General features: G+C 48.2%; 2 tRNA genes and 1 rRNA gene. All 3 read right to left on the reverse strand.

Annotated elements, in window-relative coordinates:
- Nucleotides 1–4: 4 nt before the first annotated feature.
- Nucleotides 5–78: transfer RNA gene (locus ABD769_RS24840), tRNA-Ala, on the reverse strand.
- An 81-nt stretch (nt 79–159) separates the two neighbouring features.
- A tRNA-Ile gene (locus tag ABD769_RS24845) sits at nt 160–237 on the reverse strand.
- A gap of 266 nt (nt 238–503) precedes the next feature.
- Nucleotides 504–2,025, reverse strand: a 16S ribosomal RNA gene (locus ABD769_RS24850).
- Between the last annotated feature and the right edge of the window lie 116 nt (nt 2,026–2,141).

Raw genomic sequence — 2,141 nt, forward strand, 5'->3', positions numbered from 1 at the left:
AATGTGGAGAATAACGGAGTCGAACCGTTGACCTCCTGCGTGCAAGGCAGGCGCTCTAGCCAGCTGAGCTAATCCCCCAGAGTGTAGTTATCAGTTTGCAGTCCTTAGTTTTCAGTTATCATAACTGTTAACCGTTAACCGCCAATTGTAAACTTTCAATGGTAGTCCCGTCCAGATTTGAACTGGAGACCCCTACATTATCAGTGTAGTGCTCTAACCAGGCTGAGCTACGGGACTTTATTATTGGGTAAGCTTTTATGTCGCAGTATATAGTATCTTACCGCTACTGCTCCCCTTTTTGGCTTCCCCTTCATTAGTCCGTTGCGCTATACCTTTTTAGTATGCCCACCGTTTTCTTCTGGGTGTTTCTTGTTTTTTCTTGTGTTTTAAAGTATTCAGTATCAAGTATCTAGACATGCCTTACAGCTTTAGTCTTTATGCTTTAAACTTCTACCTTATTTAGAAATATCATGTTGCGTTGCGGGTAGGCGGTGCTACTCCAGAAAGGAGGTATTCCAGCCGCACCTTCCGGTACGGCTACCTTGTTACGACTTAGCCCCAGTTACCGGTTTTACCCTAGGACGCTCCTTGCGGTTACATACTTTAGGTACCCCCAGCTTCCATGGCTTGACGGGCGGTGTGTACAAGGCCCGGGAACGTATTCACCGCGTCATTGCTGATACGCGATTACTAGCGAATCCAACTTCATGGGGTCGAGTTGCAGACCCCAATCCGAACTGTGAATGGCTTTGTGAGATTCGCATACCGTTGCCGGCTAGCTGCCCTCTGTACCATCCATTGTAGCACGTGTGTAGCCCCGGACGTAAGGGCCATGATGACTTGACGTCGTCCCCTCCTTCCTCTCTGTTTGCACAGGCAGTCTGTTTAGAGTCCCCATCATTACATGCTGGCAACTAAACATAGGGGTTGCGCTCGTTGCGGGACTTAACCCAACACCTCACGGCACGAGCTGACGACAGCCATGCAGCACCTAGTTTCGTGTCCTTGCGGACTGATCTATCTCTAAATCATTCACTAACTTTCAAGCCCGGGTAAGGTTCCTCGCGTATCATCGAATTAAACCACATGCTCCTCCGCTTGTGCGGGCCCCCGTCAATTCCTTTGAGTTTCACCCTTGCGGGCGTACTCCCCAGGTGGAACACTTAACGCTTTCGCTTAGCCGCTGACTGTGTATCGCCAACAGCGAGTGTTCATCGTTTAGGGCGTGGACTACCAGGGTATCTAATCCTGTTTGATCCCCACGCTTTCGTGCCTCAGCGTCAATAAGACCATAGTAAGCTGCCTTCGCAATCGGTGTTCTGAGACATATCTATGCATTTCACCGCTACTTGTCTCATTCCGCCTACCTCTAGTCCATTCAAGCCCATCAGTATCAAGGGCACTGCGATAGTTGAGCTACCGTCTTTCACCCCTGACTTAACAGGCCGCCTACGCACCCTTTAAACCCAATAAATCCGGATAACGCTTGGATCCTCCGTATTACCGCGGCTGCTGGCACGGAGTTAGCCGATCCTTATTCTTCCGGTACATTCAGCTACTTACACGTAAGTAGGTTTATTCCCGGATAAAAGCAGTTTACAACCCATAGGGCAGTCTTCCTGCACGCGGCATGGCTGGTTCAGAGTTGCCTCCATTGACCAATATTCCTTACTGCTGCCTCCCGTAGGAGTCTGGTCCGTGTCTCAGTACCAGTGTGGGGGGCCATCCTCTCAGATCCCCTAGTCATCGTCGCCTTGGTGGGCCGTTACCCCGCCAACTAGCTAATGACACGCATGCCCATCTTTATCCCATAAATGTTTGATCATATTATAATGCTATAAAATGATATTATGCGGTATTAATCCGGATTTCTCCGGGCTATCCCCCTGATAAAGGTAGGTTGCATACGCGTTACGCACCCGTGCGCCACTTTCTCTTCCAGCAAGCTGGAAAATATCGTTCGACTTGCATGTATTAGGCCTGCCGCTAGCGTTCATCCTGAGCCAGGATCAAACTCTCCATTGTAAAATGTTTTGTTCAATACTGACCAGTTTTAACTATTGTTAAAAATAGTCTTCTTTTTTTTATGTTGTCTGTTAGACACCACCTTTAAAATAAAGCAAAATAATCATGTACTTTGA

Source organism: Pedobacter jeongneungensis (assembly GCF_039538295.1).
Lineage (GTDB): Bacteria > Bacteroidota > Bacteroidia > Sphingobacteriales > Sphingobacteriaceae > Pedobacter > Pedobacter jeongneungensis.